This is a genomic window from bacterium (assembly GCA_016786595.1).
GTDB lineage: Bacteria > Bdellovibrionota_C > UBA2361 > SZUA-149 > JAEUWB01 > JAEUWB01.
Window position 1 is genome coordinate 66,541 of the sequence record JAEUWB010000003.1, and the last position, 26,473, is coordinate 93,013.

At 44.9% G+C, this 26,473-nt stretch carries 23 protein-coding genes and 1 other RNA gene; 12 read left to right on the forward strand and 12 right to left on the reverse strand.

Going from position 1 to position 26,473, the window contains the following annotated elements; genetic code table 11:
* Nucleotides 1-2: 2 nt before the first annotated feature.
* The 4 genes from kdpB to ssrA form a co-directional block, all read right to left on the reverse strand.
* Nucleotides 3-2,039 carry a potassium-transporting ATPase subunit KdpB gene (gene kdpB / locus JNK13_00780; GenBank protein MBL7661263.1) on the reverse strand — a complete coding sequence of 679 codons (2,037 nt, stop codon included), beginning with the start codon at nucleotides 2,037-2,039 and terminating at the stop codon, nucleotides 3-5.
* Between the two features lie 10 nt (nucleotides 2,040-2,049).
* A complete protein-coding gene (kdpA, locus tag JNK13_00785) occupies nucleotides 2,050-3,705 on the reverse strand; it encodes a potassium-transporting ATPase subunit KdpA (protein ID MBL7661264.1) in 1,656 nt (551 codons plus the stop codon).
* On the reverse strand, nucleotides 3,705-3,785 hold the full coding sequence (locus tag JNK13_00790; protein MBL7661265.1) for a potassium-transporting ATPase subunit F: 81 nt from the start codon (nucleotides 3,783-3,785) through the stop codon (nucleotides 3,705-3,707). Before JNK13_00790 ends, kdpA begins: the two co-directional genes overlap by 1 nt.
* A gap of 439 nt (nucleotides 3,786-4,224) precedes the next feature.
* Nucleotides 4,225-4,585, reverse strand: a transfer-messenger RNA (tmRNA) gene (gene ssrA, locus JNK13_00795).
* A gap of 369 nt (nucleotides 4,586-4,954) precedes the next feature.
* Between ssrA and JNK13_00800 the strand changes: the two genes are divergently transcribed.
* Nucleotides 4,955-6,187: a hypothetical protein gene (locus JNK13_00800; protein ID MBL7661266.1), complete on the forward strand. Its 1,233-nt coding sequence runs from the start codon at nucleotides 4,955-4,957 to the stop codon at nucleotides 6,185-6,187.
* A gap of 142 nt (nucleotides 6,188-6,329) precedes the next feature.
* Here JNK13_00800 and JNK13_00805 read toward each other — a convergent pair whose 3' ends face one another.
* Both JNK13_00805 and JNK13_00810 read right to left on the reverse strand, forming a co-directional pair.
* Complete coding sequence (locus tag JNK13_00805) at nucleotides 6,330-7,022, reverse strand: hypothetical protein (protein MBL7661267.1); 693 nt, start codon at nucleotides 7,020-7,022, stop codon at nucleotides 6,330-6,332.
* Between the two features lie 252 nt (nucleotides 7,023-7,274).
* On the reverse strand, nucleotides 7,275-8,117 hold the full coding sequence (locus JNK13_00810) for a hypothetical protein (GenBank protein ID MBL7661268.1): 843 nt from the start codon (nucleotides 8,115-8,117) through the stop codon (nucleotides 7,275-7,277).
* Nucleotides 8,118-8,236: 119 nt separating this feature from the next.
* Here JNK13_00810 and JNK13_00815 point away from each other — a divergent pair, with 119 nt between their 5' ends.
* A complete protein-coding gene (locus JNK13_00815; protein MBL7661269.1) occupies nucleotides 8,237-8,806 on the forward strand; it encodes a hypothetical protein in 570 nt (189 codons plus the stop codon).
* Between the two features lie 26 nt (nucleotides 8,807-8,832).
* Here JNK13_00815 and JNK13_00820 read toward each other — a convergent pair whose 3' ends face one another.
* Nucleotides 8,833-10,665, reverse strand: a complete 1,833-nt coding sequence (locus JNK13_00820; protein MBL7661270.1) for an ABC-F family ATP-binding cassette domain-containing protein — start codon at nucleotides 10,663-10,665, stop codon at nucleotides 8,833-8,835.
* A gap of 31 nt (nucleotides 10,666-10,696) precedes the next feature.
* Nucleotides 10,697-10,900: a hypothetical protein gene (locus JNK13_00825; protein ID MBL7661271.1), complete on the reverse strand. Its 204-nt coding sequence runs from the start codon at nucleotides 10,898-10,900 to the stop codon at nucleotides 10,697-10,699.
* Nucleotides 10,901-10,950: 50 nt separating this feature from the next.
* On the opposite strand from JNK13_00825, the gene JNK13_00830 reads away from it, so the two are divergent.
* On the forward strand, nucleotides 10,951-11,322 hold the full coding sequence (locus JNK13_00830; protein ID MBL7661272.1) for a DUF393 domain-containing protein: 372 nt from the start codon (nucleotides 10,951-10,953) through the stop codon (nucleotides 11,320-11,322).
* Between the two features lie 86 nt (nucleotides 11,323-11,408).
* Here the strand turns inward: JNK13_00830 and JNK13_00835 are convergent, their stop codons facing one another.
* The 3 genes from JNK13_00835 to JNK13_00845 are packed head-to-tail and all read right to left on the reverse strand — an operon-like array spanning nucleotide 11,409 to nucleotide 15,944.
* Nucleotides 11,409-11,759 carry a BON domain-containing protein gene (locus JNK13_00835; GenBank protein MBL7661273.1) on the reverse strand — a complete coding sequence of 117 codons (351 nt, stop codon included), beginning with the start codon at nucleotides 11,757-11,759 and terminating at the stop codon, nucleotides 11,409-11,411.
* Between the two features lie 9 nt (nucleotides 11,760-11,768).
* Entirely contained in the window at nucleotides 11,769-14,801 is a 3,033-nt protein-coding gene (locus tag JNK13_00840) for an efflux RND transporter permease subunit (protein MBL7661274.1), read from the reverse strand.
* A gap of 15 nt (nucleotides 14,802-14,816) precedes the next feature.
* A complete protein-coding gene (locus tag JNK13_00845; protein MBL7661275.1) occupies nucleotides 14,817-15,944 on the reverse strand; it encodes an efflux RND transporter periplasmic adaptor subunit in 1,128 nt (375 codons plus the stop codon).
* Nucleotides 15,945-16,002: 58 nt separating this feature from the next.
* On the opposite strand from JNK13_00845, the gene JNK13_00850 reads away from it, so the two are divergent.
* From JNK13_00850 to rodA, 7 genes are all read left to right on the forward strand, one after another.
* Complete coding sequence (locus tag JNK13_00850; protein ID MBL7661276.1) at nucleotides 16,003-17,379, forward strand: DUF1298 domain-containing protein; 1,377 nt, start codon at nucleotides 16,003-16,005, stop codon at nucleotides 17,377-17,379.
* A gap of 23 nt (nucleotides 17,380-17,402) precedes the next feature.
* Complete coding sequence (locus tag JNK13_00855; GenBank protein MBL7661277.1) at nucleotides 17,403-17,723, forward strand: hypothetical protein; 321 nt, start codon at nucleotides 17,403-17,405, stop codon at nucleotides 17,721-17,723.
* Between the two features lie 104 nt (nucleotides 17,724-17,827).
* Complete coding sequence (locus JNK13_00860; protein MBL7661278.1) at nucleotides 17,828-18,859, forward strand: rod shape-determining protein; 1,032 nt, start codon at nucleotides 17,828-17,830, stop codon at nucleotides 18,857-18,859.
* 172 nt (nucleotides 18,860-19,031) lie between these two features.
* Nucleotides 19,032-19,913 (forward strand): rod shape-determining protein MreC, encoded by an 882-nt coding sequence (gene mreC / locus JNK13_00865; protein MBL7661279.1) that lies wholly within the window; start codon nucleotides 19,032-19,034, stop codon nucleotides 19,911-19,913.
* Between the two features lie 3 nt (nucleotides 19,914-19,916).
* Nucleotides 19,917-20,447 carry a rod shape-determining protein MreD gene (mreD, locus tag JNK13_00870; protein ID MBL7661280.1) on the forward strand — a complete coding sequence of 177 codons (531 nt, stop codon included), beginning with the start codon at nucleotides 19,917-19,919 and terminating at the stop codon, nucleotides 20,445-20,447.
* Nucleotides 20,444-22,327: a penicillin-binding protein 2 gene (gene mrdA / locus JNK13_00875; GenBank protein ID MBL7661281.1), complete on the forward strand. Its 1,884-nt coding sequence runs from the start codon at nucleotides 20,444-20,446 to the stop codon at nucleotides 22,325-22,327. Before mreD ends, mrdA begins: the two co-directional genes overlap by 4 nt.
* Before the next feature lie 2 nt (nucleotides 22,328-22,329).
* Nucleotides 22,330-23,448, forward strand: a complete 1,119-nt coding sequence (gene rodA, locus JNK13_00880; protein ID MBL7661282.1) for a rod shape-determining protein RodA — start codon at nucleotides 22,330-22,332, stop codon at nucleotides 23,446-23,448.
* 276 nt (nucleotides 23,449-23,724) lie between these two features.
* On the opposite strand, the gene JNK13_00885 is transcribed toward rodA, so the two are convergent.
* The gene (locus JNK13_00885) at nucleotides 23,725-24,327 is read right to left on the reverse strand and encodes a hypothetical protein (protein MBL7661283.1); all 603 of its coding nucleotides are present in this window, start codon (nucleotides 24,325-24,327) and stop codon (nucleotides 23,725-23,727) included.
* 397 nt (nucleotides 24,328-24,724) lie between these two features.
* On the opposite strand from JNK13_00885, the gene maf reads away from it, so the two are divergent.
* Together maf and JNK13_00895 are read left to right on the forward strand one after the other, a co-directional pair.
* Nucleotides 24,725-25,351 carry a septum formation protein Maf gene (gene maf, locus JNK13_00890; GenBank protein ID MBL7661284.1) on the forward strand — a complete coding sequence of 209 codons (627 nt, stop codon included), beginning with the start codon at nucleotides 24,725-24,727 and terminating at the stop codon, nucleotides 25,349-25,351.
* A 263-nt stretch (nucleotides 25,352-25,614) separates the two neighbouring features.
* Nucleotides 25,615-26,292: a YggS family pyridoxal phosphate-dependent enzyme gene (locus tag JNK13_00895; protein MBL7661285.1), complete on the forward strand. Its 678-nt coding sequence runs from the start codon at nucleotides 25,615-25,617 to the stop codon at nucleotides 26,290-26,292.
* Nucleotides 26,293-26,473 lie beyond the last annotated feature (181 nt).

Consider the following 26,473-nt stretch of genomic DNA (forward strand, 5'->3'; position numbering starts at 1 on the left):
ATTTAAACAAGACCGATTGCCACGATACAAAGATCAACCAGTTTTATTCCTATAAATGGAACGATCAATCCCCCTACGCCGTATATTAGAATATGTCGTCGAAGAACTTCTGCAGCTCCTACTGGTCTATACACAACTCCTTTCATCGCAAGAGGAATAAGGAAAATGATAATAAGCGCATTGAAAATGATTGCTGACAGCGTTGCGCTCTCAGGAGAAGCCAATCCCATGACATTAAGAATTTGAAGCTGAGGATAAATCCCCGCAAATGCAGCAGGAATAATGGCAAAATACTTCGCGACATCATTGGAGATACTAAAAGTAGTAAGTGCACCTCTTGTCATAAGGAGTTGCTTACCAGTTTCGACTACTTCAATAAGTTTTGTCGGATTCGAATCAAGATCAACCATGTTCGCAGCTTCTTTTGCTGCTTGGGTGCCTGAGTTCATCGCCACTGCCACATCAGCTTGAGCAAGTGCGGGCGCATCGTTTGTACCGTCTCCTGTCATTGCTACCAAGCGACCGCCATTTTGATATTTTTTTATCAGGTTTAATTTTGCTTCGGGCGTAGCCTCGGCAAGAAAATCATCTACTCCAGCTTCAGCAGCGATTGAAGCTGCTGTCAGTGGGTTATCCCCAGTGATCATTACAGTTTTTATGCCCATAGATCTAAGCTCACTAAATCGCGCTTTAATGCCGGGTTTTACGATGTCTTTTAGCTCTATAACTCCAACAACATCTTCATTTAAAGCAACGACAAGTGGGGTTCCGCCCTTTTTAGCTATTGAATCCACAATCTCTTGAACAGCTGAAGAAATCCCGCCTACTAGGCGCTTAATCGCATCAGCAGCGCCTTTTCTGTATCGATTTCCCTCCGTATCAAAACCGCTCATCCTTGTTTCAGCAGTAAATGGAATAATAGTCCCAGCTTTGGGATCAATTTTAGTTGCATTTACTGCATATGAATCGCTTGCAAGCTTTACAATACTTCTACCTTCAGGAGTTTCGTCTGAAAGCGACGAAGTTAGTGCGGCATGCGCAACTTCCTTCACCATTTTTCCTTCGGCAGGATAAAATGCGACAGCTTGTCTGTTACCCAAAGTAATAGTTCCTGTTTTATCTAGGAGCAAAACATCGATGTCACCTGCGGCTTCGACCGCTCTTCCTGAAAGGGCGATAACATTTTTTCTAACAAGTCGTTCCATACCTGCTATTCCGATTGCAGATAATAAACCGCCGATGGTGGTTGGAATAAGACACACTAAAAGAGCAACTAAGATCGTGACTGATACGGGAGAATTATTACCACCTACTTCTATGGCAAAATCAGAAAATCCTTTTAATGTGACGCATACAAACAAAAATATTATTGTCATCGCGGCGAGCAAAATGCTCAATGCTAGCTCATTAGGAGTTTTTTGACGTTTTGCGCCCTCAACCATCGATATCATCTGATCGAGAAATGTTTCCCCTGGATTTCTGGTAATCCTAATAATGAGCTTATCCGAAAGAACCACTGTCCCTGCGGTAACAGAGCTTCTATCTCCACCAGCTTCTCTGACTACCGGCGCACTCTCTCCTGTAATAGCACTTTCATCCACTGTTGCTGCGCCAAGCACCACCTCACCGTCTCCCGGGATAGTATCGTTTGTCCAAACGATAACGAGGTCATCTTTTCTCAAATCTGCTGCTGGAATGATATTAAAACTATCCGAGAATGAGATCGAGTGAATTTTCCTTGCTTCTACATCTTTTCGAGACTTTTTAAGAGAATCTGCCTGAGCTTTTCCTCTACCCTCAGCAATGCTTTCTGCGAAATTTGCAAAAAAAACAGTTAGCCATAACCAGCCAGAAATTTGCACGTTGAAGGCTCTTGATGAGCTTCCATTGTCACCAAGAATACATGCCAAGGTAGTATACACTGCGCCTATGAGGACACAGAACATAACTGGATTTTTTAGTTGCACGCGTGGATCTAGTTTTTTAAATGATCCGATTAAGGCGGCAGAGACTATCTTGTTTGACAATAGTGAAGCCATAAGTTTTTTCTCACAAAAGATGTTCAATTACTGGACCCAACACAAGAGCCGGCACAAAGGTGAGCGCTCCAACGATCAAGATCACTCCAAGGAGAAGAAACGAAAAAAGAACTGTGTGTGTTGGTAGTGTGCCAGCTGATGGCGGGGTGATTTTTTTTGCCCCGATATTTCCCGCAAGAGCAAGGACCGGGACGATGATGAGAAATCGAGAGAGAATCATGGTGATTGCTCCCCACCATAGATGAAGCGGAAGCCCGGACGAAAAGCCTCCAAACGCGCTTCCATTGTTATTACCCATAGAACTATACGCATAAAGAATTTGGCTAAAACCGTGTGGTCCAGGATTTGAAACTGAGCTGCTTCCTAACCCACAAAAGATCGTAAGAGCTGTTCCTGCCAGCACTAATATGCACGGGACTAAAACAATTAGAGAAACCATCTTCATCTCAAAGACCTCAATCTTTTTTCCCAAATATTCGGGAGTTCGCCCCACCATGAGCCCAGCGATAAAGACAGTGACAAGAACGAATGCAAGCATTCCGTAAAGACCAGAACCCACTCCTCCGAAAATTACTTCCCCCAACTGCATCATAACCATCGGTACCAATCCTCCGAGTGGAGTAAAGGAGTCATGCATAGCATTAACTGAACCATTTGATGCGGCAGTCGTTGCAACTGCCCAGAGACTTGATGCGGCAATTCCAAATCGAACCTCTTTCCCCTCCATATTTCCGCCGGCACTTTCGCTGGATGGCTGAATGTTGATACTCGATGGGAAATATTTTGATTGAGGATTTTGCTCAAAATACGCAGTAAATACAGTTGCAAATATGCTGACAAGGAGCATGACGCCGTAGAGTGCCCAACCCTGTCGTTTATCTTTAATCATTGCTCCAAATGCAAAACAGCACGCTGCAGGAATTAAAAGAATTGCTAGCAATTCATAGAGATTTGAAATCGGCGTTGGATTTTCTAGAGGATGTGCAGAGTTAGCATTATAGAATCCTCCTCCATTTGTTCCTAATTGCTTAATAGCGACTTGAGAAGCCACCAAACCTAACGGAATTTTTGCATCCTTTGCGGACTCATACGTTTGAATATTTAGATACGCAGTAATGGTTTGAGGAACACCTTGCTGATTTAACAGTAGTGAAAGCACTATTGATAATGGCAACAAGAAGCAGATTATTACTCGGTTAAGATCTCTCCAGAAATTTCCAATCATTCCCGATTCATGATTTTTTATTCCTCGAATTAAAGCTGCCATTACACATAAGCCAACGGCTGCGGAGACAAAATTTTGAACAGTAAGTCCAGCAGTCTGACTAAACAATGAGAGCGAAGATTCTCCACCATATGCCTGCCAATTCGTGTTCGTGACAAAACTTGCAGCTGTATTAAATGCTAACGCCCAGGTCATTCCATCGAATCCTTGCGGATTGAACGGGAGATAATGTTGATATTTGAGCAAAAGTGTTAGTGCCGTCATGCATACTGAACTAAACGCGATGACGGATATGCAATAGGACTTCCAATTCATGCTTTCGTTTTGGCATACTGATTTTTGGTTGGTAAAACACCAACAGAGCCAACTCCCTACGGGTACAGCCAACGCTGTTAAGAGCCCATAAAAGAAAACTATTTGTAGGAGCGTATTTGCTGTCATTAAAATATCTCCGGTAAAAGAAGCGCTGTGAATAGATAGACAACAAGAGCGATACTAAGAATCAATGCAAGTGTTTCCATGCCCGCACAGTAGCAGCGTCAGGCATAAAGAATCCCTAAAGAAGGATGGCCAAAGCATAAAGATTTCGTAAGGATTTATTGTGCACGAAAATGCCTAGGTATAAGTTTTCTAAATCTGTAAGACTGAGAATGCTAAGAAGTCGACCTAGGTAGTTAATGACAAATGGCTGGGGCGATGCTCGGGGGGTGCCCAACCTGTCTTGTAAAAAGATTAGAGCGTAATAACCATTGTCAATTTCTGCGCATGACAAAATATATTCCATGACAAATTGTATATGTGGAATGTTTTAGCGACACGTCTGAAGCCTTTGCCAGAGAGAAGCAAATTAAAAGATGGATCGATTAAAAAAAAGCATTGATTTGAAGTGGCATGGAAGCGTTGAAATTTTTAAGTAAGAGAAAGGCTTAGATGACTCGCCACGAGCGAGCGAAGCGAGTCGAGTGGAGGTGGGGGGAGTCGAACCCCCGTCCGCAAAGTGAAAAAAGAAGGCATCTACAATGTGTAGCCTGAGAATTGTATTTAATCAGCTGCACTCCCCCAGACAGGAAACAGACTGACGAGCCCGGATGTAGTTTCGGAACTTAAGCTCAAGACAGACCTAAATTCCTAGCCCACTTGTAATAGCCTTTCTAGGATAATGAGCCCACCCTAGTCAGGCGCATCAGCTTAAGCGGCTAATGCGATTGTTGCGTAATCGTCTTGGTTTGCGATTACAATTTTGCCGCTTGATAACCCGGCCAACGGCCCCGGGACATGCCACCTTCATCGTCCGCCAGTGCGTCGAACCCGTTTCACCCCCGTAGATTACTCGTTGCCAAAAGTTTTTTGGTTAACGAAACTTTCGTCAACGGGTAAGTATTTATTTTATCCAGTAAAATCAGTTGACTGGACGTTTAGACTGATTGCCCAGGCTACAGCTGAAGCAACAGCTATTTGGGCACTCAGTCTAAATGCTATTGTAATCATTAAAAATAATAACCGCAACTTTAGGAACAAATGCTCCTGTGCATATTAGAGATACCTACCATTTGCCTAGGCATAAGAGCGCTTTATTTACTAATTGAGAATCTTTCCCAGAAAGGATAAATACATTGCTGAGTTTAATTGCTGCTAACGCATTGGCAAGTAATATTCTCAATGTCCAAATTTAATAGAAGGATACTTGATTATGAAAAAAATCGGATTAGTTTTTATTCTCTCAATGCTCGGCGCCCAGGCTGCCGTAGCTGCAGACTGCACGATGTGCGCCTTGGGACCTAAGGTGCAGACTGGGACACTAGACGGTGCAACTGATAGCCACCAATTCGGACGCATTTTCAGAGATGGCGCTATGTCAGCTTGTGGCGGTGCTAAAGCTTGTCCAGGGGTTAATGCTGGTAATAGTGGCAGTGATCAAGTTGCAGACGTATACGCTTATACCAATTCAAGTGCATCAAGTCAGTGCATGACTATTCTTTTTGATCCAAATACTGCAACAAATGGAGGACCAGTTTGCGGCATAAATGCTCACGCAATCGCATACGCAGGAGTATATGCTCCAGATGCCGTAACAAACCCTGGCACAAATGAAACAATTTGCGGTGGTGGTGCGCGTCCATATACATATCTAGGCGATGTTGGAGCTAGCATAACTCAACCTTTTGCAGTCGATGTTCCTGCAGGAGGACAGTTCAGTATTGTCGTGCATAGTAATACAAGCGTCCCTGTAACTCCGTGTGAATATAAATTCACAATCACATCATGCTCTGGAACACAGTTAGAGCTTAGCTCTGATCCAGTTGACATGGGTAGCGTAATTGATGGCGCTGTTGGCACTCTTGATGTTCAAGTTAAATCATGCGGAACTGGTGATTTGAGTTTTACATCTGCTGCTCTTAGCGGAGTTGATTCATCGCTATTTAGCATTACTGCTGATACTGCTAGTGGGCAAGTAATCACTCCAGGAGATACTCGTTCACTTTCTTTTGCCTATGCACCTCCACTAGGCTCAAGCGGATTTAATTTCACATTCCTTGATATCGTTTCAAACGATACAGAGACTGCTAACTACCGCACAGCTGTATTTGGAGAAGTTGGAGATCGTCCTGACCTGAAGATTTCTGATCTTAAGGCGAGCAAGAGCGGTGGCAAATTAACTTGTAGCTTTAAAGTACAGAACGCTGGACTTGGTAATGCAGGTGCCTCTACTGTGAAGATCCAATCTTCTAAATCAAATGGCTCAGGCACTAAATTGATGAAAGAATCCGCTGTCGCAGCAATTGCTGCTGGCGCTAAGTCAGTGAAAATTTCATCTAAAAAGAAAACCAGCCATTCACGCTGTATCGTTACTGCTGATTCTGGCGCTGTAATTGCTGAAGCAAATGAAACTAATAATCGCTCGACGAAGAAAGTCGGCCGTTAATTAAGTTTTCTTTTGAGATTTAAATCGAACGGGGGGAGCTACGAAAGTAGCACCCCCCGTTTTTTTATGTTTAGAAAAAAGATCTGGTTCTCAAAATAACCGCTTGAACCTTTGGGGTGTCGCCTGATTAGACCTAAACGGCCTAGACGACACCCTCAGATTCTTCAGACTCATCTGGCTTGCCACGGATGATGTCGAGAGCAGCTTGAAGCTGAGCCTCGCGCTCGCGGAGGTTCCCCAGGATTTCGGGAAAGATTAAAACAGATCCCCCTTTAAGCTCAGAAAAAACAGAACTCCAGAACATCAGTAATTCAATCGCATGATTACTGCGTTGATTTTCTTTCTCTGTAAGTTCTTGCTTTCCTTGCTGCATTTTCTCTAAGAAGTAGATCACAGTATCATCAATGATCGCGAGGTCATTGGCGTACCGTTCTTTGTACTTAGCAAAAACACATGCTACCAATTCGCGTTCGCGCTCAATTGCTAAATGGAGAATGTCAGCTTTTTTGGCACGCTTAAAGCTAAACTCTGCAAGAAACAGTGTTTTACGCAAGGCCTTCAAGCACGCGTTGCGCTTTTTACTGAGCGCTGGATTATCCTTGCAAAACGGAATGATGCGAACGATTTGTTCCGCTACTCGCAAGAGCAATACGATCAGAAAGGCAAGTGCAATCAATATGCAAATCATTGCAGGATTGCTTTGCGTAGAGACCAGGGCAAATCCAAAGAATACTGCCCAAGTAATGAAGACTGCGCGGTCATATCGAGCGAATTCTCGCTCCATACCCCAGCGATGGTGAAGACGTGATCTTATTTCATTTAGGATTTCATCCATGATTTATTTCCCCCTTAAAGTGGTCACGTAACTGCTTGGTCACGTGACCACTCCTGAAATTGGGGCCGTAATGATGGAGAAAGAAAAAAAACCTAAAGCTTGAGAACCAGTTCAGAAAATACGAAAGCGACTAGCCTAGTATTTTTAGAACTGGCAATGGTAGACAAATACCCGGATTGCTTTGAGAAGCAAGCATACTAACGAATGATCATTGAAAATTCAAGACCTTGGCCAGCAAGAAAACAAGTAGCTTTATTGCGATTGTTTGCGCTGATCGAAATCATTCAGCGCATCTTCTAAGGCTTTCATCAAAGCCTTGTCATCGGGTTCGATAGAGGCCTCAGGCTTTGATTTATCAGCGGCGCTTGGCTGCCTGGTGCCCTTTTTTGAACTCGCAGGCGTTGCTTTAGCCTTTGTCTTTTGATTGAATATCTTATTGTTTTTTCCTGCCGTAGCTTGCTTTGCTGGAAATTTAGCCACTGGCTGCTTTGGATTTACTGCACTGGCACTACTTGCTTTGCTGATCAGTTCAGCAATTGCATCTGCAAATCCAGTTGTCATCAGCAGCGAATTTTTATTCTGGAACGGCACGCTTGCTCTAATTTTAATGAACTGCCCCTTAAAGACGGTAAGGTATAATTGCGAGTAAAGTTTTGGGCCACTTTGCTGGGTGATCTGAAACTTAGCGGAACGAGACTCGGGACTTTGCTTGCTTAAGCCGAGCTTGATTATTTCCTTGCCTGGAATAATTCTTGCGTTTTTCCACTGATTGGAAACATCTTTGATTGCAGTTTTAAAGTGCTTTGCAATTTGTTGGGATCTGGCACCATCTGGAGTCCCCTGAGGGGCTGGATAAATAAAAACGTCAAACCAAGCATCTTCGAGTTTGTAGGTGAGACCGACGCCAAGCGCTGGATCGGGAAATTCTTTAATTGCAGTTCTTTTGTAGCCACGTAACTGATCTAAAAACTCCAACTTGGTCGTGTTTTCCAGATAGAGGCCAGTATTTAAAGTGTCGGGACTGGGGCGCTTTGCGCAGGCAAGCACGAAAGGAATGACAAAGAGCGTTAGGAAAATCAGTTTCTTGTTATTCATCAAGAAAATATAAATCGAAAAGCCAGCCCGATCAAAGATTTTTCAAATACCGTAGCTACCCTAGCAGATTGACATTAGTAAGCTCTAGAGCTAGTTCTCTCTTAACTGAGGTAAAAGAGATGGTAGACAATAAAGTTCAAGCATTTATCGAACTAGCGGGCCAAAAGTCAGCAACTAAGTTGCAAACTGGCACTGCCGAACAGAGAAAACTCGGCGCACAACTGCTTTTGTCAGAGGTCCTGGAGTATATTATCTCAGGTCTAGGGGTGACGCCTGAATTTAACGGCACAAAAATTACCGACGCTAACGCCTTGACTTACTCAGCAACAACTGAGCCTGACCTGATTGAAATGGTTGATGGCTTAGCCGATACCGCCTACACCATGTACTGGAATTCAGTCACATTTGGTGTTCCACTTGAACAAGCTTACGATATGGTCTGCGATAATAATCTCGAGAAGTTCGTGTCACTTGATAGCTGGACCAAGGGTGTTGGTGCAGTTGAGCAAGTAGAATGGAATTTTGGCAAAGGTGTTAACTGGCCAGCCGAAGTTACGACAGTTGAAGTTATCGATTACCAAGGCGCATTCTATGCTGTCGGTAAAGACAAAAACGGCAAGGTTAGAAAACCTTCAAGCTACGCGCCGCTTAATTTAAGCGCATTTGTCGAGCAAGCAATCGCGAGATAAACGAACCTCAGCTAAGTTTTTAGGGCTTATTGCTTTTCTGAAAGCTCAAGCCAACGTGCCAGCATCTCCTCTAGGGCGGCTGATTGCGTTGTAATTTCAGCTTGAAGTTCCATTAGCTTATTTGCATCCGTTGCAAAATCTGGATGAATTAAATTGCTCTTTAATTCATCTTGTCTTTTTGTGGCACTCTCAATTTTACGTTCTAAACTTTGAAACTCCTTACGCTCATGGAAAGTCAGACCTTTAGTTGCCTTGGGCTTTTCTGGTTGAGTAGGCGCGGCCTTAGTCTTTTTGGGCGTCAGGACTTCATTAGAGGACTTATTCGTCAACTTACTACCACCAACTTCATCCCAGGCAATTTCAAATTGCATATAGTCTGCGAAACGCAGCACCTGATTATAGCCATTTGGTTGCGGTAAAAATCCCAAAACATCTGTACACACACGCGACATTAAGTAGCGGTCATGTGAAACAATTAAAATTGCACCCGGATATTCAATAAAACTTTGCTCGAGCACTTCTAAGGTTTGAATATCTAGATCATTGGTAGGTTCATCAAAAATTAATAGATCGGACTCAAGCAGCGAGATTTTTGCCAAGAGCAGTCTTGCTTGCTCACCACCAGAGAGGTCTGCGATGCGGCTACCAAGTTGTTCACTGCGAAAAAGAAAGCGCATGGCCCAGGTAATCACGTGAATTTCTCGATTCTCGACAACAACGAAATCACTTTTGGGGGAGAGAATTTCTTTGACTGTTTTACTGGGGTCTAAACCCTCACGCATTTGTCCAAAAAAATTTATTTTTAGGTTCTTTGCTGGAATGATTTTACCTTTTAAAACCGGAATCTCACCGATCATGGTTTTTAATAAACTTGTCTTGCCCGAGCCGTTAGCGCCGACAATACCTACGCGGGAGCCCGGGTAGATAATTAATGATAGGTCCTGCCATAAAATATTTGTGTCATAGCCGCCACTCGTATGTTCGAGTTTAATCAGTTCCTTAGTTTTTCTTCCAGTTGAAGCAAACCCAAGTTCAGCAGCTTTGCTATCGAGCTGCATTTTATTTAATTCATCAATCAGGCGATGCGCTTCATCGATCCGAGCTTTAGATTTAGTGGTGCGTGCTTTTACTCCAGCTCTGAGCCATTCGACTTCGCGTCGGACTTTGTTAGAGAGGGAGGATTTTTGTGACCGTAAATTACTTAAAATTTCTTCGCGTTTTTCTACAATCGCACTATAACCACCTGCGGCTGAAACAAAGCCGGCGGGGAAGCGCCGATCGATTTCAATGCTCCGCTCAGCAACTCGCTCAATAAAGTAACGGTCGTGGCTGACAAATAATACCGCCCCGGAAAAATTAATTAAAAGCTCTTCGAGCCAAAGAATCCCCGGTAAGTCGAGATGGTTTGTCGGCTCATCGAGTAAAAGTAAATCTGGAGTTGTACAAGTGCCGGCAATAATGCTGAGCCGTTTTTTCCAGCCACCAGAAAGCTGAGTTACTGGAATGTTCACATCGGTAAAACCTGCTGTATTTAGGAGTAGCTTGATTTTATATTCAGGTAAATGCTGGGCAAGCTGTGCATCCCCTGAAACATCGCTAATCACTGAAAGCGGAGTTGCTTCGGGGGCAAAGCTATCGACTTGCTTAACGTAGGAGATTTCCAGTCCGCGTTGGCGCACGATCTCACCCGAACTTAAGTCTTCTTTGCCGGAGATAATTTTTAATAGCGTTGATTTGCCACAACCGTTTTGTCCAATCACGGCCACGCGCTCACGTGCGCTAATTACAAACGACAGATTTTCGAATAAAGGTTTAGTGCCGAAGTCTTTGCCAACTTCGTTTAAACTAATGAGTGACATTTAGATTTGTTTTTCCTGATCTGATAAAGCTCTATTCGCCATTGAATACTTGTGCTTGGCGGAATAAATTAGCGCGCCGTCTAGATTTTGCTAAACGCTCAGTTGGAGATAAATTTAATATGGTGTGCAAAATAGTTGAGTAATCAAGTTCTGGACTTTCCCGTAGTATTTCAAGCGCTGCTTTACGAGCTTTCTCAACTAGTATTAAATAAGAATCGGTTTCAGTTACACTCATAAAGATGAGTGCATTATAACATTAAAGGAACCGCATCTCAAGTTGAGGAAATGCATAACTGGAAACTAAAAATATTTTATGATGGAGCTTGCCCGCTTTGTTCCAGAGAAATGCGCTTTTTAATGCGAAAGAATACTCGCGGCACACTAGTGTTTGAAGACACGACAACGGCAGATTTTGACCCGCAAAAATATGGGATCTCAACGGATGTTAACCGTGTCATTCATGCAGCTTTACCTGATGGTTCAATCGTTACAGGAGTTGAAGTTTTTCGTCGAGCTTATCGAGAAATTGGCCTCGGTTGGTTACTTGCTCCAACTGGCTGGCCAGGATTAAAATCAATTTTCGATCTATTATATTTAATTTTTGCCAAGAATCGAAAGCGTATTAGTCGGTTTTTCCCTCGCGCATGTAAGATCTAGCGCGAAAAGTTATTCAGGTGCAGGAATTAATAAACTTGTTGCCAGCTGCGCAGCAACAGTTGCTTAGGATAGTGCGATCGAGGTCTCTACTGCACGACTACAAGCTTGGATTCGACTTCAGTTACGCCATCAGTGTTACGGGCAATCGAAAGTGCTTGATCCACTTCGTCCTGCGACATTAACGCTCCACGTAGTGTTATTTTGCCCTTATATGAGTCGACATTAATATCCATGCCAGGTGTTTTGGAATTTGCTAGGAGTTTTGTTTTGATCGCAGACACTAAGTACTGATCTTTAACTGTCTCTTTGGTGCTGCGGTCATCCTGAGCTAGTATATAACCAGCTTCAGCACCTGCGCCTGCAGCCAGTAAACAGCCGCTCATTGAAACAACAAATAAAACTAAAACCAATAAAGAACAAACTTGTAGTTGACGCATATACTCCTCTTAGTGCTGTCGCTTGTGCTCTCCTGATACCAACATGTAAATCGAAGGCACCACGAAAAGTGTAAAAAAAGTTCCAATAATCATGCCCGTTACGAGTACGATTCCAATGCTATTACGTGCCCCAGCGCCTGCCCCCGAAGCAAGGATCAGGGGAAAGTGTCCAGCAACTGTAGCAACAGAGGTCATTAATACTGGGCGCAGCCTAGTCGAGCAAGCCTGAATAATTGCCTCGAGTTTTGTGACCCCTTGCTCGCGTAAGGTATTGGCAAACTCAACAATTAAAATACCATTTTTCGCAACAAGCCCAATTAAGGTTACCAAGCCAACTTGTGAATAGATATTTAAAGAAGTAAAGCCAAGAAATACGAAAATTAAAGCACCTGCTAGTGCAAGTGGCACTGAACCGAGTAAAATAATCAGCGGGTCACGAAAGCTTTCAAATTGAGACGCCAACACGAGAAAGATTAAAATCGCAGCCAGTAAGATCACTGTTGTTAGTGCATTTTGTTCCTTGCGAAGCTGGCGAGATTCTCCGGCATAGTCAATCGTGTAACCCTCAGGTAAAATTTCTTTAGCCTTCTTTTCGAGCACAGTTAAAGCCTGATCAATACTGGCATTCGGAGTAAAGGCGCCTTGAATTTTTACAGAGTTAAGCTGCTGGAAGCGATTAAGTGAACGCGGCTCAACGGTATTTTTGATCGTAGCAATCGTTCCCAGGGCAATCATTTCACCTTTAGGCCCAGTGATGTAGAGGTTTTTGATTTGCTCAGGAGTTAAGCGAGCAAGGCGCTCAACTTGAGGAATAACTTTGTAGCTTCTCCCTTGAATTCTAAAGCGATTTGTATAATTTCCTCCAAGTAATACGCCGAGATCTCTTCCTACATCCTGTAAGCGTAGTCCCATTGCTGCAACTTGGTCATGATTAATTTCGATTGAAGCCTGCGGTAGGTCAAATTTGAGATCAGCATCAGCGAACATAAACATTCCACTTTTGAAAGCTTCGCCAACCAAAGTATAGGCAATCTCTACAAGCTGGCGCGGTTCAGCTGTAGTTGTGACAACAAACTCGACAGGAAAGTCGCTTCCTCCAGGTAGTGGAGGCGGGGAAGTCATAATCACGCGCACCCCGGGAATAGTTCCCGCCTTTTGCCAGGCTTCTGGTTCAATTTCTTCAACAGTGCGACTGCGCTCACTCCAGGGTTTGAGGAGCATCCCGGAGAAGCCACCTGTTGGCATAGTGAGCTGGAAAGATGTTTGATATTCGGGAAAGCTTGTGAAAACATCTTGAACCTTGTTGGTATAGAGTAAGGTTTGATCGACCGTTGAATTTGGAGCGGCTTGCACGATCCCGAAAACCACGCCTTGATCTTCACGTGGAGCAAGCTCTTTCATCGAAAACATATATAGTGGAAAAATTAAGAGCATCATCAAGATCGCAAAAGTAATCATGCCGGGCCGGAGATTTAGTGATTTAGACAATAGCTTGATATAGCGCAGACGTAGAGCTTCGAAAGTCGCCTCAATCTTAATTTTGAAGTTAGTTGGTTTTTCACCATGCTTGATCAGCCGAGAAGACATCATTGGTGAAAGTGTTAGCGCTACGAAACCAGAGACTAGAACCGCACCGGCAAGTGTGAAAGCGAATTCTTTGAATAAGGCTCCAGTCAATCCGCCTTGAATTGCAATTGGAGTGTAAACCGTTGCTAAGGTAATTGTCATCGCAATGATTGGCCCGGCAAGCTCTCGGGCGGCTTTAATTGCCGCATCCAAGGGCGGCAAACCTTCGGCCACGTGCCGCTCAATATTTTCGAGCATCACAATCGCATCGTCGACAACAAGTCCAACCGAAAGGACGATGGCAAGAAGCGTAAGTAGATTTACGGAAAATCCACTTGCCGCCATGATCATCCCAGCTCCAACTAGCGACAAGGGAATAGCAACAACTGGTACAATTACCGTGCGTAGCGACCCCAGAAAAAGGAAAATTACTACAATCACGATTAAGATTGTTTCAGTCAGAGTTTTAATTACTTCTTTTAAGGCATTACGAATATAAGCCGTGGCGTCATATGGAATCCCCACGCTTAGGCCCTTGGGTGCGTTATTCTGAATTTGGGGTATGACGTCACGCACACGTTTGATTACATCAAGGGAGTTTGCATTAGGTAGCGCCCAGATACCCATGAAAGTTGCTTTCTTGCCACCAAAGCGCACTTCTTCGTCATAATTTTCCGCGCCAAGAATAACGTCGGCAATATCGCCCAATCTTACCATGCTGCCGGCTTCTTCACGAATGATCAAACTCTTGAATTGCTCCGGGGTTTGCACATCGGTGTTAGCAGTAAGTGGAACAACAGTCATTGAACCCTTAGTGCTGCCGATTGCCGAGAGAAAATTATTGGCACGAAGGGCCTGCTCAACTTGCGCAGGAGTTATCTTGAAGGCCTCAAGGCGGTTTGGCTTTAGCCACACGCGCATCGCAAAGGTGCGACCTCCCAGAATATCAGCTTTTTGTACTCCGGGGACTGCGGAAAGCTGTGGTTGCACAACGCGTAACAGATAATCTGAAATTTCATTTTGCTCTAAAACATCCGAAGCGAAACTTAAATACATTGAGGCAAAACGGTTGTCAGCACTCTCAACTGTGATGATCGGGGCTTCTGCTTCAGGCGGCAAATCATTGCGGACTTGTGCAACTTTAGCTTGAATTTGTGTGAGAGCGTCATTGACATCGTAATTCAGTCTAAGGTGCGCAGTGATTGTGCTTAAGCTTTGTGCACTTGAAGATTCAAGGTAATCAATGCCATCGGCACTCGCAATTGCGCGCTCTAGTGCTGTGGTCACAAATCCACGTACTAAGTCAGCATTAGCCCCGATATATGCTGTCTTAACGGTGACGACAGAGACATCGCTGCGTGGGTACTGCCGCACATTCAGTGTGAATAAGGCATAGATGCCGGCAACCAGAATAATTAGGTTGATGCAAGTTGCTAGAACCGGACGACGAATGAAAATATCGGTAAATGATCCCATTTAAATTATTCCGGGTTAGCTGTTTGCTGGAGTGGGGGTGAGGCTGTTGGCAGGTGCAACTTCGTTATTGATTGTGACTTGGGCTGCTGGTCTAAGCTTAAAGACGCCAGACGTAGCAACTTCATCTCCTGGTTTAAGGCCGGAGAGAATCGCTACTTGATCTCCGCGCTGCTTCCCTAAGCGCACGACTTGAGGATTTACACCCGTGTATTCTTCACCTTTTTCATTTTTCATTTTTGAGACGATAAAAACAGTATCACCAAAGGGGGCGTAATTGATGCTTGTCACAGGCAGCGGAATGACTTTCGTAACTTGTGGGAGCTTGAGTTCAATGCTGACAAACATCCCGGGGCGAATTAATCCTTCTGCGTTATTTAAGAGCGCGCGCACCCCAATATTTCTCGTGTGTTGGTCGACCTGAGGATTGACTGTGGAAACTTGCGCCCTGAAGCTTTGGTTTTGTAGTGCCTCGGTTGTTACAGTAATTTCTAGACCTGTCGTGAGGATCGAAGAGTAAGCCTGCGGTAAACTGAAGTCGATAAAAACTTGAGAACGGTCAAATAAGGGCACAACTGCCGTTCCTGCCGTCAGATATTGACCAATTGTGACTTGAATAATCCCAAGTTCTCCACGAAATGGAGCAATAATTCTCTTTCTGGCAATTCGCGCTGCTAGAGCTTCTTCATTAGCGTTTGCAGATGCCAGTTGCTCTTTGGCGGTTTCGTAATCACTTTCAGAGAATGCTTTGCGATTGAAAAGCTCCTGTGCTCGCAAAAAATTTCTACGCGCCCAGGTAGATTTAGCCTGCGCTGATTTTAAATCAGCCTCTTCAACTGCAGTATCAAGCTCAGCAATTAATGTGCCAGCTTCAACAATTTGACCTGAAGTAATATGCACAGCTTTAACTGTCCCTGCTTCTTCAACACTCAAGAGCGCCCCGCGCAGTGGGCTAACCGATCCCGAAGCTTGCAAGCTATCATTCCAAACTTCTTCTCTAGCTTTCATCGTAGTGATTGCCTCTGGCGGTGGACCGAATCGCTGAGACATGATCTGCGCAATTTGGCAGCCTTTAATTCCAGCCAAACAAAGGAATAAAATCCCGAATGCCGAAACGGCATAAATAATTTGTTTCTTTCTAGTCATAAGGATAGGCAAGCTAGCAGAGCTAGAGTTTTTCTGCCAATTTTGTTAGAAATTCTTAATGCATCGAGCATCCGCCCTAGATCAACTTTTCGTAAACTTAGAAACCGTTACCACTCGCCAAACGATCGCGATCGTTAATTTTCTAACTGAAGCTCCAGACGTTGAGGTATTAAATTACGCCGTTGACGATCTTTTAAAAGTACTGCCCCGACTTGGGGAGTCCTATCAGGATAAATCTTGGACGGCACAAAGTAGCAACCGAGATTTTTTAGAAATTATCAAATGTCTTCCTGGCGAGACCACAGAGCAGCGTCTGGAAGAACGCTTCTCTCGGGGGTTAGATGTTCGAGACCAACCCTGGAAAGTAGTGTTAATTCTACCTAGTAAGATTCAGCCCGGCCAGATTCAGCCCAGCCAGATTCAGCTGGGCCAGATTCTATCCGGCCAAGCTACGACTAATAATCAACCAGTGCTCTTGAACTTATATCACCATGCTTTCGTCGATGGTTTAGGATGCCGAAAAATTCTTGAAGCTTTATGTAAGCTCACAACTGGGAAAATTGATTCAAAACGAATTCTTTCTGAGCGTAAACTTCAGCCGATAGAACAAGACGGAAGCCATGAAGCTAAATTGTACAACAAAATCTATAGTCAGAAGCGCAGCGTCCTTAGATGGCTGGCGGAATTATTTAAAGCCCCGGCAACTTCCGTCTTTAATGGTCAGAATTCTAATCAACGTAAAGTTATTTTTCGCGATTTTGATTTGCAGCGCTTGCAGCCTTTAAAGAAACACTATGCTTGTTCGATGAATGATTTGTTAGTTGCCATGCTCGCGCGTGCCTGTGGCCTCTTGCATCAGCAGACTGGAACTAAGTTGCCGGAAATTCGCTTTTTAGTACCTTTTAGTTCGCGTGCAGCCTCTGAGCAGTATGCTTTGGGAAACCGCCTTTCAGGTGTAGCTGTGCCAATTAAACTCGACACTTTAGAAATCCCAGCATTAATTTCCAAAGTGTCGCGAGAAATCTCTGATCTAATGCAAAGCGGGGCACAGGGGGCCTATTTTGTTGTTGGCGAAATGGTTTCGAGAATTCCAAGTCTCAGGTTCCAACGTTTTCTCTGTGAGTTGCAAGCCAGACGCACGCATTTTATTTGTACAAATGTGCCGATTTCGGCGGCAAGCCCGCTTTATTTGGGCAACACCACGGTGAGTGCAACCTATGGCTTGCCGGCTTTAATGCGCGGACAGGGCATTGCTGTCGGCTTGATCACTTATAACCATAAGCTTGGCCTCTCAATTGTTTATGACCCAGCTATTACCTCGCAAGCAGAAACCCTGGCAGAGATTTTCCTGGCTGAACTTGAGAAATTGGCAATTACATTTATCCAGCTCGATTCAGCTGGCATCCAACCTTTGCAGAGGTTGTCAGCGACTTAAAATTCTTGTATGAATCTGGGCATATGGCAGTGAAGAAACAGAAAGAAGCTGACAAGGAAAAATTAGCTGAGCAGACATTTCGTGCTCTGACAAAAGTTTTCAAGCATAATGGTATTGCTGTGCGGCGCGAGCAACTTAGCCGCAGCCGTGCTTACCGCGTCAAAAGCGGCTCGTGCTTTCTTAAGCAAGAGCGCATGCTTTTTGTGGACAATCGACTATCTGCCGTCCAACAGAACTCAATCCTTACAGACTTCTTGTTCGATACGAAACTTGAAGTGACGACAGAGTGCCTCGAAGCCCTGAGTCCTGCTTCACGTAAACTTGTCGAAAATCACTTCGCTTAACCTATCCAGCCACGCAGATTGCATTTTATTCTCTGGGCGTGGTATTAAGTCCTACCCGATATCAACCGTAGTTACTGCGTTGTAAGTTTCAAATAAGATTTATGATTTTCGATTCTTTCCTTGGTATTTTTTCAAACGATTTGGCAATCGACTTAGGTACTGCAAACACACTCGTCTATGTCAAAGGTCGCGGGATTGTTTCGAACGAACCAACGGTAGTTGCGGTGCAACAAAACGGCCGTAACAGTCGTAAGGTTGTTGCCATCGGCAAAGAAGCGAAAAACATGCGTGGCCGCACCCCTAACGGGGTCACTGCTGTGCGCCCCATGAAAGATGGAGTGATTGCTGATTTTGAAGTTACCGAAGAAATGTTGCGGCATTTTATTCAGAAAGCACACAACCGCAAAATCTTTGCTCGCCCGCGAGTTATCATCTGCGTTCCTTTTGGTATTACTGAAGTTGAAAAGCGCGCCGTGAAAGAATCAGCTGAATCAGCTGGAGCTCGCGAAGTCTATCTCGTCGAAGAACCAATGGCTGCCGCAATCGGGGCAGGCCTTCCGATTTCTGAGCCTTGCGGATCAATGATTGTTGATATTGGTGGTGGGACGACCGAAGTTGCCGTAATTTCACTTAAAGGAATTGTCTATTCAAAGTCAGTTCGCGTTGGTGGCGATAAAATGGATGAGGCCATCGTTAATTTCGTAAAACGTGCCTATAACCTCTCAATTGGTGAACAGACGGCTGAAAAAGTTAAAATCGCAATTGGCGCTGCTCTGGCTACAGGGGAACAGCATAAGGTAGAAATCCGCGGACGCGACTTAATCGAGGGCGTGCCTAAGACAATCGTTGTAGCTGAAGACGAGATTCGCGAAGCGCTCCAGGAGCCACTTAAGCAAATCGTTGAAGCAGTTAAACAAGCTCTAGAGAAAACCCCACCTGAACTTGCCGGAGATATCATGGACCGCGGCATTACTCTGTCAGGCGGCGGCGCATTATTACGTAACTTAGACCTCTTACTCCATCAAGAGACAGGCCTGCCAGTCATGCTCGCTGAGGACCCGCTTTCTGCAGTCGTAATTGGCTCAGGTAAAATCCTCGATCAGCCCGATCTGTTGCGAGAAGTTACCCTACAGTAGTTCTAAAAATAGTTCCGAAGCGGGGAAGTATTTATGTTCAAATACCTCCTTTCTTGAGTGCAATTGCTGTAGCAAACTGCACACCAAAACCAGGCACAATGATTGACCGTTGTATCATACCACAGACCTATGGAACTATACGGCTCGTTGTAAAAAATAGCAGTCATAAGTAATGGAATTTCTACGCCGCCATAGCTTGATCTTAACTTCACTCTTGCTTTTTGTAAGTTCTTTGCAGCTTATGTCGGCTAGCGTGAAAGATCCTGAACTTGCTCGCAGTGGTTCACGCGGCTTGCAGTATCTGCTTGCACCAGTGCAAGCGCTACACCACGGCTCGGTATCCTCCTTTAGTTCAATCTGGAACCGCTATATCGACTTGGTTAACGTAGAAGTTGAAAGAACGGAGCTGGCCCAGCGCCTGAAAGCTCTTGAAGCAGAGAACTCGAGACTACTTGAGTTTGAAAGCGAAAATAAAAGGCTCCGCGAACTATTAACTTTTTCCACAGAGACTGGCTTTGAAGGAGCAACTGCCAATGTGATCGGACATGACGCTTTACACCGGGTGAGGTCGATCACCATTGACAAGGGACGCGCCGATGGCATTGACGTTGGATTGGCAGTTGTCGATGGGCATGGAATTATTGGCCAGACAATTGTCGCCACCGACCACAGCGCTCGTGTTTTGTTGTTAACAGACAGCACCAGTGCAGTTGATGCCATCGTTCAAGGTAGCCGTGCCCCAGGGATCGCTGAAGGCGATGGTCTAGATAAATTACGTTTACGTTATGTACTTAAAGAATATCCAATTGCGGTTGGAGACCGCGTTATTGCTTCGGGTTTTGGCGGGATTTTTCCTAAGGGAACCTTACTTGGCGTAGTCTCAAAGGTTGATCCACATGGCCATGATTTATTTCAAGAAGTTGAATTTACGCCCAGCGTTGATTTGAACCGCTTGGAAACTGTGATGGTGATTTTACCTACACGTCACCCCCAAGCATCTGTAAATGTAACTCCTAAAAACAACTCTCAGCCAGCGCAAACAAAACCAAATTAACCTATGGGCAAGACGTTTATTAAATTCTTTTTCATTTTCTTATTTGGTTTAGTTGTGCAGACGATTTTTGCACATACATTTTACCCCGCGCGCATTGCCCCCGATATTATTTTAATTTTAATGGTTTTTGTGGCCGTCGAGCATCACTCTCCAGCAGGTGTTGCCGGTGCGTTCTTACTGGGTCTTGCCTCGGACTTTGCCTCGGCCCAATATCTTGGCCCAGATGCTGCCGCTGGAATTATGGTTTTCCTTTTTATTACGCTTGTTGCGCGCAATGTTTATGCTGAACATGCGCTGACATTTTCTATTCTTGTCGCAGTTGCCTTGCCGCTTAAAAAATTAACGACAGCTGGCTTGATCGCATTTTATACGAATCACCCGCTAAATACAGCGCTATTTTTTAGTAAGAATTTCGCCGGAGAACTGCTGCTGACAGTAATTATCGCGCCACTAGTGATGTTCATGCTTAGTAAGGCGCAGCGAATTCCCAGCCGTGACACGGTGCGTAGGCAAACACTAGAACGCTTCCAATGATACTCGAGCACAATGTATTTGGAAAACGCTTAGTCCTCAGTGCGGCAGTTGTCAGCCTAGCATTTCTCACAATCATTTTACGCCTCTATTACCTACAGGGAGTTAAGGGCGAGTATTTCCGCGACTTATCAGAAAATAATAGACGCCGTATGGTCCGCACTAGTGCCCCACGCGGCATAATTTATGATCGCGAAGGCAGGCCGCTTGTAAAAAATCGACCAGCTTTTGATGTCGCAGTTATTTTAGAAGACGTGCCTAAACTGGATCTCTTGCTTGAAAAACTCGCAAGTCTGACTGGTCGTAGTGTCGCTTCGCTACAAGCGCAGTTGAAAAAAGACAGCCGCAAGCACCACCCTTTCGAACCCAAGGTCCTGATCCCCGATATTACGCGGGAAGAATTAGCAATGGTGCGAGTGCACAGTTATGAACTCCCGGGCGTAATTATTAATGTCACCCCGCAGCGAATTTACCCCTATCAAAATCTCGCGGCTCAGCTTTTTGGATATACTAGGGAAATTTCAAAAACACAGTTGGAAGATGAAATTTATCGCGGATATCAGGTCGGGGATCTTGTTGGCCAGCAGGGCCTAGAAAAAACGTGGGAAAAAAGCCTACGCGGGAAAAGTGGCTTTGTTTATGTTGAGGTTGATGCCCACGGCAATCGGCGTGGCGAACTAGGTGCCGTAGATAATACCCCAGGCGCTGATTTATATTTGACGATTGATGCCGATCTACAAATCGCCGCCGAACAAGCTTTAGGCGTCGAGAAAGGTGCTGTCGTAATGCTCGATGTTAACTCTGGCGAAGTTTTAACTTTAGCCTCAACGCCAACTTTCGATGCAAATTTATTGTCTGGAAATATTAATCAAGCTGAATGGCGACACGTACAGACCGACAAAGCCAAGCCATTATTAAACCGCGCCCTACTGGCTTTCCATCCTGGGTCAACTTTTAAACTTTTTACAGGCTTTGCTGGCCTTGCTGAAAAAGTCATTAATAGTTCTCACACGTACTACTGTCCCGGATTTTACGCTTTTAAGGGACGGCGCTACCGCTGTCATAAGCATTCTGGCCACGGCAACCCAGATCTAAGAATGGCGATTACGGCCTCCTGCGATAGCTACTTTTATCAACTCGGTTTAGTCCTCGGAATTGAGCGTATCCATCAATATGCAACGATGTTTGGCATGGGGGCAAAAACTGAAATCGACCTACCCGGCGAAAAAGCAGGCATCATTCCCTCGGAATCTTGGAAATTAAAAAACCTCGGCGAACGTTGGTATCAGGGCGAAACCCTCTCTGTTGTAATCGGTCAAGGTTATGTATCTGCAACTCCACTACAAATGGCTCTGGCAACTGCAACGCTGGCCAATGGCGGCACAGTTTATAAGCCGCACCTCGTTACCAAAGTCATTCGACAACAACAAAACTCAATTCCTGAATCTACGCTAAAAGAAGTTCGCCCTGAGGTAATTCGGAAAATTGAAGTTGCTCCGCAAATTTTCGATCAAATTAAGTCCTTTGCTGAGTCAGTCGTGATTGACCCCCATGGCACCGGACACAAAGCTCAAATTCAGGGGCTGCGCATTGGTGGTAAGACAGGAACAGCCCAAGTTGCTTCACTCGGCAAAGAGCATCTCGGTAAAGAATTTCAAGACCATGCCTGGTTTGTGGCATTTGCCCCGGTAGACAACCCACAAGTTGCAATTGCCGTATTGGTTGAAAACGGAGGACACGGCGGTGCAGCCGCAGCTCCTGTGGCTCAGAAAGTTCTTGAAAAATATTTTGTGAAAAAGGGAATGATCACCACGCCTACTGCAGGTCCTGATCCCTCACTAGAACAGGCAGCGCCAGTAACTGAGGAGCATCTAAGCGATTAGCCATGACCACAATTGCCCGTAAACAACGCTCTCTCTTAGCTAATCTAGATTGGACACTCTTTATCTCCATGCTGATGATTTGTTGCTTCGGCCTAAGCGTTTTATATAGCGCCGGATATAACCCCGAAACCGGTCAAAGCTATCAAATGAAAAAGCAACTCTACGCAATGTGCGTAGGCACAGTTGCGTTTCTGATCGCCATGAGCCTAAACCCGACCTTCTTTAAGCGCTGGGCCTGGGTCTTCTACGGTTTAGCACTTTTCGCTCTGGCTCTCTTAGATTTCGGCGGAATTACCGTTAAAGGCTCTCGCCGCTGGCTCGATCTCGGAAGCTTCCGCATGCAACCTTCAGAATTTATGAAGCTCGGCATTATCCTTGCTTTCGCTCGCTACTTTGATGATGATAATTTCCCGCACGAAGGACTAACATTCAAAACTCTGCTGCTCCCATTAATTATTTTATTCGTCCCAGTCGTGCTAATCCTCGTCCAACCCGACCTCGGCACAGCGCTAGTTAACACCGCAATCGGCGGAACAATGCTGCTGCTTGTAGGCATTCGCCCCAAAACCCTGCTAATTCTCATCTTCACTGGGTGCCTGGCACTGATCCCGGCGTGGAGCATGCTTAAAGATTATCAACGCGAACGCGTGGTCAATTTTCTCAATCCAGAAAATGATCCACTAGGCACCGGATACCATGCAATTCAATCGAAAATTGCGGTAGGTTCAGGCGGACTTACTGGAAAAGGTTTCCTCCAAGGCACACAAACTCAGCTGAGCTTCCTCCCTGAAGAAACTACCGATTTCATCTTCTCAGTGCTTGCCGAAGAACGCGGCTTTGTCGGCACCGCCCTAGCTTTAATCTTATACGGATTCTTGGTTTTTCACGCCCTCGGCATTGCCGAACGCTCAAGCGACCGCTTCTCCGCCCTTGTCGTCGTAGGCGTAGCAGCAATGCTCTTTTGGCACGTAGTCATGAATATCGGCATGGTTATCGGCCTGCTTCCAGTTGTCGGCGTAACATTACCACTCTTAAGCTATGGAGGCTCCTCAGTTGTGACAATTATGTCCGGCTTGGGTTTAGTCGCAGGAATCCGGATGCGCCGCTTTTTATTCTCCTAACTTACTTTTTCTTTCACACCAGCGTGAACGGTGAAAAAGTAAGCAAAAAGAAAGCGGCTAAATTTTCTTCGAAAATTTGAAAAAGAAATAGTATAAACCGCATTTCGCTCTTGCTCTAACCTCGACGCCAACAGTGCGCATAGCTAGGGCGATTTTTTATACAGCCTCAACGTGCAGTCGAAAGATCTCCAAAATACATGGTAGAAATCCACTTAACTCTCTGCTCGCTCACTTCGTTTACTCGGAATAAACGCAGGATCGCGGGAAATCCTTAATTTAAAAGCTCGGGGGTTTTTGCCGGTCTTTTTTGGCATGCGCCGGTGAGCATTTGCGGTAACCAGAAATGCAGGATTGCAGCATTTGGCTATAGTATTCAAATTGTGGCGTACTAAAGAGTAATAAACTGCCGTAAAGACTTGCCGCACGTTTATAAAATATGATTGCTTCTTTCGGTCGATCAAGCAGGCGTAGCGTTAGCGCAAGCAACCGCACTGCGCGGGCATATTGATCAATCAACGGACGGCTAACATCTGAGTGTATTAAAAGCTCAAAGCGCAAGACCGCTTCACGAAATGCAGCACAGGCAGGCTCAAGTCGCCCGAGAGTTAGCATATTGCGACCATGATTGATCGCCAAGCGCGTGTAATCGTAGGGAGTTATTTTCTTAGTTTGGTTAGAAACCAAATGATCAAGCATGTTGATGGTGTCACGGTAAACAGAATCTGCGCTGGAGCGGTCGCCAATTTTTTCCAGCTCATAACCGAGCAGAAATAAACTACGCGCGCCGTTTTGGGCACTGATTTGTTCACTCTCCAATAGTTCTTTTGTGCGAGCGATGTCGTTATAAATTGCTGCGCGAGGTGTGGTCTGCTGCTTCATCTTTTAAGTTTCTTCCAACAACTTTGCGCTCTGATAGCATTGCTGACTGGAGTAGACAAGTTAATGTTGTGATAAAAGTGCAGTCACTTCGGGATTAATCGTTAGAGTCCTAATTCTACCTTAAATCATTGGAAAAGAATTCCCGACATGCTATGTCACGAATCATGTATACCCCTTCCAATTTGGAATCTTGTAGGAAGCGCAAGGGTAAGTAAGAAGGGGTATGTCCCCTTAGGGGACGGATGATTTGCTTAAGCAAATCACAGGGGGAAATAAATATACTGCTTCCAACTGTGGGGAATTATTATTTTTTGGAAGAGGTATATTTTTGTTTTGTTTCGCCTTTCGGCAAAACGGATATACTGCTTGCCAGCACCATCTTTTCGGGAAAACCTTAATGGAAGCAGTATATACATGGGAACATGAGTTAATTCTAGCTTCGCAATCACCACGGCGTAAGGACTTACTCGAGTCGGCTGGGGTGAAGTTTGCGATTATGCCATCAAGCGCTGATGAGAATTCTAACCCTGCCTTAAGCCCTCAAGATCAAGCGCTTGAAATTGCAACAAGAAAAGCCAAAGTAATCGCAGAGAGGTTCCCTGGAAGGTTGGTTCTTGGCGCAGATACTATCGTGGTCCTAAACCAGGCAACCAGACCCCAGATCTTAGGAAAGCCAGCATCGCCGGAAGATGCTACTCGGATGCTACGAATTTTATCAGGCATAACTCACCAGGTAATTACAGCGTATTGCTTAGTTTGCATCGAGAAAAAACTTTTCATTCAGCGTGCGGTAGTTACAGACGTAACTTTCAAGGTCTTGAGCGATGATGAAATCAAAGCTTACGTGGCATCAGCAGAGCCGCTAGATAAAGCTGGAGCATACGCCGCCCAGGGCAAGGGAGCGTTTTTTGTGAAAGCGGTGAAGGGCTCTTATACTAATGTAGTTGGCTTGCCATTGGTTGAAGTTTTAGAAGATTTAAAAGCTCTTGGCGCCTGGCAGCCCAGCGATCTTGTCACTCGGTGAACAGAGTTAACTTGTCATTATAGGTGTCTGTGCGAGGTTGAGTTAGCTTGTCATCCTGAGCGATTTTAATGCGAATGATCATGAGTATTAAACGAGTCGAACGGATCTCCAACCTGCGCAGCAAAAGCCGACTCTACTGACAGTCTCCGTTTTATAAATTATCTGTTACTACGAGCGAAGCGAAGCAATCTGTTCACTATTCAAGGAAAAGTATAAAAGAAGACTTAGGTTCAAGCCTAAGCTCATACGTGTGAAATTTATCTATGACGATTAAAGCCAATCTAGATCAGGTTCGAAGCCGCATCACTGCAGCTTCTATTCGTGCTGGTCGCGACCCGAGTTCAGTCAAACTCGTTGCAGTTTCGAAGAAAAAATCTTTAGAATTAATCCAAGAGGCGTTTGCTGCTGGGCAGAGGATTTTTGGGGAAAATTATGTACAAGAGGCCTTAGAAAAGAAGGTAATAGTCCCTGCAGCTGAGTTTCATTTAATTGGGCCGCTACAATCGAACAAAGTTAAAAAAGTCGTTGGCAATTTTTCGCTGATTCACTCTGTGCATAAACTCGATCTTGCTCACGAAATTTCAAAAGCTGCAGCTAGTCGAGGAATAACTCAGGCGATTTTGTTACAAGTCAATGTTGCAGGCGACGAGAATAAGTCTGGCTTGGATCAGGCTGAAGTGTTTGCTGTTGTCGAGCAAGTAGTAAAGCTTAAGAATATTAAGCTCCTGGGCTTAATGACAATTGGGCGTGAGGGAGCCGAGCGCGAGGAGCGTCGGGCCGAATTTCGTCGTTTGCGGGATTTGCGGGTCGCGATCGAGCAGCAAAACTCTATAACCTTGCCGGAACTTTCGATGGGGATGTCAGATGACTTTGAAATTGCGATTGAGCAAGGCGCTACGATTGTTCGCGTGGGGTCGCTGATTTTCGGATCGCGCGTTTAGGACTAAAGAGACAATTTAGTTCTCGACTCTTGATCTGAATGACCGTCCATATACCCGACCGGCGGCAGGTTGGCTAAATTTTTTGTTCAAGCTGGTATAGGGTTACTCCCCCAAGCAAATCCCCAAGCAAATGTGCAAAATCGCAAACAGCAATAAAACTAAAATATTTAGGACTACACAC

What these genes read in the sequence shown, in the direction of transcription:
- mreC (MBL7661279.1), top strand. Translation starts at nt 19,032, where the DNA reads ATGGAATTTCTACGCCGCCATAGCTTGATCTTAACTTCACTCTTGCTT.
- JNK13_00790 (MBL7661265.1), bottom strand. Translation starts at nt 3,785, where the DNA reads ATGGAAACACTTGCATTGATTCTTAGTATCGCTCTTGTTGTCTATCTA.
- JNK13_00820 (MBL7661270.1), bottom strand. Translation starts at nt 10,665, where the DNA reads ATGTCACTCATTAGTTTAAACGAAGTTGGCAAAGACTTCGGCACTAAA.
- kdpA (MBL7661264.1), bottom strand. Translation starts at nt 3,705, where the DNA reads ATGACAGCAAATACGCTCCTACAAATAGTTTTCTTTTATGGGCTCTTA.
- rodA (MBL7661282.1), top strand. Translation starts at nt 22,330, where the DNA reads ATGACCACAATTGCCCGTAAACAACGCTCTCTCTTAGCTAATCTAGAT.
- JNK13_00805 (MBL7661267.1), bottom strand. Translation starts at nt 7,022, where the DNA reads ATGGATGAAATCCTAAATGAAATAAGATCACGTCTTCACCATCGCTGG.
- mreD (MBL7661280.1), top strand. Translation starts at nt 19,917, where the DNA reads ATGGGCAAGACGTTTATTAAATTCTTTTTCATTTTCTTATTTGGTTTA.
- JNK13_00825 (MBL7661271.1), bottom strand. Translation starts at nt 10,900, where the DNA reads ATGAGTGTAACTGAAACCGATTCTTATTTAATACTAGTTGAGAAAGCT.
- JNK13_00885 (MBL7661283.1), bottom strand. Translation starts at nt 24,327, where the DNA reads ATGAAGCAGCAGACCACACCTCGCGCAGCAATTTATAACGACATCGCT.
- maf (MBL7661284.1), top strand. Translation starts at nt 24,725, where the DNA reads ATGGAAGCAGTATATACATGGGAACATGAGTTAATTCTAGCTTCGCAA.
- JNK13_00840 (MBL7661274.1), bottom strand. Translation starts at nt 14,801, where the DNA reads ATGGGATCATTTACCGATATTTTCATTCGTCGTCCGGTTCTAGCAACT.
- JNK13_00850 (MBL7661276.1), top strand. Translation starts at nt 16,003, where the DNA reads ATGCATCGAGCATCCGCCCTAGATCAACTTTTCGTAAACTTAGAAACC.
- JNK13_00800 (MBL7661266.1), top strand. Translation starts at nt 4,955, where the DNA reads ATGAAAAAAATCGGATTAGTTTTTATTCTCTCAATGCTCGGCGCCCAG.
- mrdA (MBL7661281.1), top strand. Translation starts at nt 20,444, where the DNA reads ATGATACTCGAGCACAATGTATTTGGAAAACGCTTAGTCCTCAGTGCG.
- JNK13_00810 (MBL7661268.1), bottom strand. Translation starts at nt 8,117, where the DNA reads ATGAATAACAAGAAACTGATTTTCCTAACGCTCTTTGTCATTCCTTTC.
- JNK13_00855 (MBL7661277.1), top strand. Translation starts at nt 17,403, where the DNA reads ATGGCAGTGAAGAAACAGAAAGAAGCTGACAAGGAAAAATTAGCTGAG.
- JNK13_00895 (MBL7661285.1), top strand. Translation starts at nt 25,615, where the DNA reads ATGACGATTAAAGCCAATCTAGATCAGGTTCGAAGCCGCATCACTGCA.
- JNK13_00830 (MBL7661272.1), top strand. Translation starts at nt 10,951, where the DNA reads ATGCATAACTGGAAACTAAAAATATTTTATGATGGAGCTTGCCCGCTT.
- JNK13_00845 (MBL7661275.1), bottom strand. Translation starts at nt 15,944, where the DNA reads ATGACTAGAAAGAAACAAATTATTTATGCCGTTTCGGCATTCGGGATT.
- JNK13_00815 (MBL7661269.1), top strand. Translation starts at nt 8,237, where the DNA reads ATGGTAGACAATAAAGTTCAAGCATTTATCGAACTAGCGGGCCAAAAG.
- JNK13_00835 (MBL7661273.1), bottom strand. Translation starts at nt 11,759, where the DNA reads ATGCGTCAACTACAAGTTTGTTCTTTATTGGTTTTAGTTTTATTTGTT.
- kdpB (MBL7661263.1), bottom strand. Translation starts at nt 2,039, where the DNA reads ATGGCTTCACTATTGTCAAACAAGATAGTCTCTGCCGCCTTAATCGGA.